Origin of the sequence: Parvibaculum sp. (genome assembly GCF_035511255.1) — a bacterium.
GTDB lineage: Bacteria > Pseudomonadota > Alphaproteobacteria > Parvibaculales > Parvibaculaceae > Parvibaculum.
This window is the reverse complement of record NZ_DATKFR010000167.1, coordinates 1-2747: the sequence shown is the minus strand read 5'-3', so window position 1 is coordinate 2747 and position 2747 is coordinate 1. Positions and strand designations below refer to the sequence as shown.

At 62.8% G+C, this 2747-nt stretch carries 3 protein-coding genes; 1 reads left to right on the top strand and 2 read right to left on the bottom strand.

Annotated features, from left to right (window positions below; genetic code table 11):
* A partial coding sequence (locus VMR03_RS06150; RefSeq protein WP_325403301.1) for an OprO/OprP family phosphate-selective porin occupies positions 1–1362 on the top strand: 1362 nt, incomplete at its 5' end.
* A gap of 292 nt (positions 1363–1654) precedes the next feature.
* Here the strand turns inward: VMR03_RS06150 and pstB are convergent.
* Positions 1655–2500, bottom strand: coding sequence for a phosphate ABC transporter ATP-binding protein PstB (pstB, locus tag VMR03_RS06145; RefSeq protein WP_349255631.1), 846 nt, complete (start codon positions 2498–2500; stop codon positions 1655–1657).
* A gap of 43 nt (positions 2501–2543) precedes the next feature.
* Positions 2544–2747 (bottom strand): hypothetical protein (locus VMR03_RS06140; RefSeq protein WP_325403299.1); only part of this gene is annotated, 204 nt, incomplete at its 5' end.

The window sequence follows — 2747 nt, the reverse complement described above, 5'->3', positions numbered from 1 at the left end:
ATCAATACGATGAAGCAGCAGATCATGGATCTGCAGCAGCGCCTCGACGATCTTCAGATTTCCCAGGGCAACGAGCTGAAGGAAATCAAGGAGAAGCAGGACGCCGTTCAGATCGACTTCAAGGACGGCAAGCCGACTTTCCGCACGGGCGACGGCCTCTTCACCATGTCGATCCGCGGTCGCGCGCATCTCGATATGGCGTCCTACAATCTGGGTTCGGAAGACACCGCGCGTCTGGGCTCCAGCCAGAACCTCGGCGGCGCCTCGTCGTCGACGGGCCTCAATTCGGGCTTCAACTTCCGTCGTGCCGAGCTTGGCGTCGAAGGCACGTTCATGCGCGACTGGGGTTACAAGATGAACTTCCAGTGGGGCGACAGCGGCAACGAAAAAGCCAGCACGATCAAGGATCTCTATCTCGCATATAACGGGATCAAGGGCATCTCGATCATGGCCGGCGCCATCCAGACGTTCCAGACGCTGGACGACTCGACCTCTTCGAACGACATCACCTTCATCGAGCGCGCCTCCGCGGCGAACCTCACCACCTCGCTCGGCGCCGGCGACGGCCGCATCTCCTTCGGTGCGCGCGGCAACACCGAGAACTTCTACGGTTCGCTCTTCTACACGACGGAAACGGTCGGTCAGGCCAACACGTCGAATGAAGGTTCGAACATCGTCGGCCGTGCGGCCTTCGCCTTCCAGCCGATCGAGAAGTCGAACGTCCATCTCGGCGTCTCGGGCACCTATGCGGCCGATCCCAGCGCGAATGGCGGCACCGCCGGCTCGATCCGCTTCCGCGACCGTCCCGAACTGCGCGTCGATGCGTCCCGTCTGATCGACACCGGCTCGATCGCGGCGACCGACGCCTACGTAGTCGGCCCGGAACTGGCCGCGAGCTACGGCCCGGTCAAGCTGCAGGGCGAATACTACTACTACAAGGTCGATCGCGTCGGTACGCTGCCCGATCCGGACTTCAACGCCTGGTACGTGCAGGCCTCCTGGGTCATCACCGGCGAAGCCTACAAGTACTCGATGGAAGAAGCGGCCTATAAGGGCGTGAAGCCGGCGAGCCCCTTCAGCCTCGGCGGCGGCATCGGCGCCTGGGAACTCGCGGCCCGCTACAGCGTCGCGGACCTCAACTACAACGAAGGTTCGCTCGGCTCCGCGGCGCCCGTCGGCGGCATCCGTGGCGGCAAGCAGGACATCATCACGGTGGGCCTGAACTGGTATCCGATCAACAACGTCCGCGCGATGTTCGAGTATCTGGACGTCAGCACCGACAAGATCGGCAACAGCGGCTCCTACACCGACCTCGGTGTCGATTACCGCGCGATCGCTGCCCGCCTGCAGTTCGCCTTCTGATCGATCCTCGCAGGTCTTCAGAGCAGACCCCCGGAGCTTCGGCTCCGGGGGTTTTTGTTTGCGCGCCTTCGCACGGCTTCGTCTTCACCTCTCCCTATGGGAGAGGTCGAAACGCGGAACGCGTTTCGGGTGAGGGCAAGCCCACATGCGCCGCGTCTCGTGAAGCCCCTCACCCAACCCTCTCCTAGAGAGAGGGCTGGAAGGCGAGAACGAAAAAAGCCCCGCCGAAACCGGCGGGGCTAGTTCGCTGCGTCTTGCGAGGGATTGTGCAGCGGGGGTTCGTGGCGATGTGCTAGCCGAAGCGGCCGGTCACATATTCTTCCGTGCGCTTGGAATGGGGGTTGGTGAAGACCTCCTTCGTCGCGCCATATTCGATCAGGCGGCCGAGATACATGAAGGCGGTATTGTCGGAGACGCGCGCCGCCTGCTGCATGTTGTGGGTCACGATGACGATGGTGTAGGTCGATTTCAGCTCCTCGATGAGCTGCTCGATGCGCATGGTGGCGATCGGGTCGAGAGCCGAGCAGGGCTCGTCCATCAGCAGCACTTCGGGATTGCCGGCAATGGCGCGGGCGATGCAGAGACGCTGCTGCTGGCCGCCGGAGAGGCCGAGGGCGCTGTCGTTGAGGCGGTTCTTCACCTCGTCCCAGAGCGCGGCGCCCTTCAACGCGGATTCGCAGGCCTCGGCAAGGAGCTTCTTGTTCGTCACGCCGTCGACCTTCAATGCATAGGTCACGTTCTCGGCGATCGTCATCGGGAAGGGATTGGGCTTCTGGAAGACCATGCCCATGCGCTTCCGGAGCGCGATGACATCGACCTGGGGCCCGAAGAGGGGTTCGCCCGAGAGCCGCACGTCGCCCTGGATACGCAGATGGTCGATGAGATCGTTCATGCGATTCAGGGAGCGCAGCAGCGTGGACTTGCCGCAACCGGACGGGCCGATCAGCGAGGTCACCATGCCCTTCTGGATTTCCATCGAGACGCCGTGCAGCGCCTGCGACTGGCCGTACCAGAGATTGAAATTGCGGATCGAGATCTCGACGCCGCCGGGGCTTTCGACCGGGTGATAGACGGTCGGATCGTAACCGTCGGCGCCGGTCATCGAGGTCTCTTGCTTGAGCGCGGTTGCTGTCGACATGCGGGGTCACTCCTTCGGCCGGCGCGGAAGCCGGCGGATATTTTCAGAATTTGTCGCCGGCGAATTTGCGCTTCAGCCGGTTGCGGACATTGATCGAAACGGCGTTGAGCGCCAGCACCAGGGCCATCAGCACCAGAGCGGTGACGAAGACCATCGAACGGCCGGCCTCCGAATTGCGCGACTGGAAGCCGACGTCGTAGATGTGGAAGCCGAGATGCATGAAGCTGCGCTCGAGATGGATGAAGGG

What these genes read in the sequence shown, in the direction of transcription:
- pstB (WP_349255631.1), bottom strand. Translation starts at nt 2,500, where the DNA reads ATGTCGACAGCAACCGCGCTCAAGCAAGAGACCTCGATGACCGGCGCC.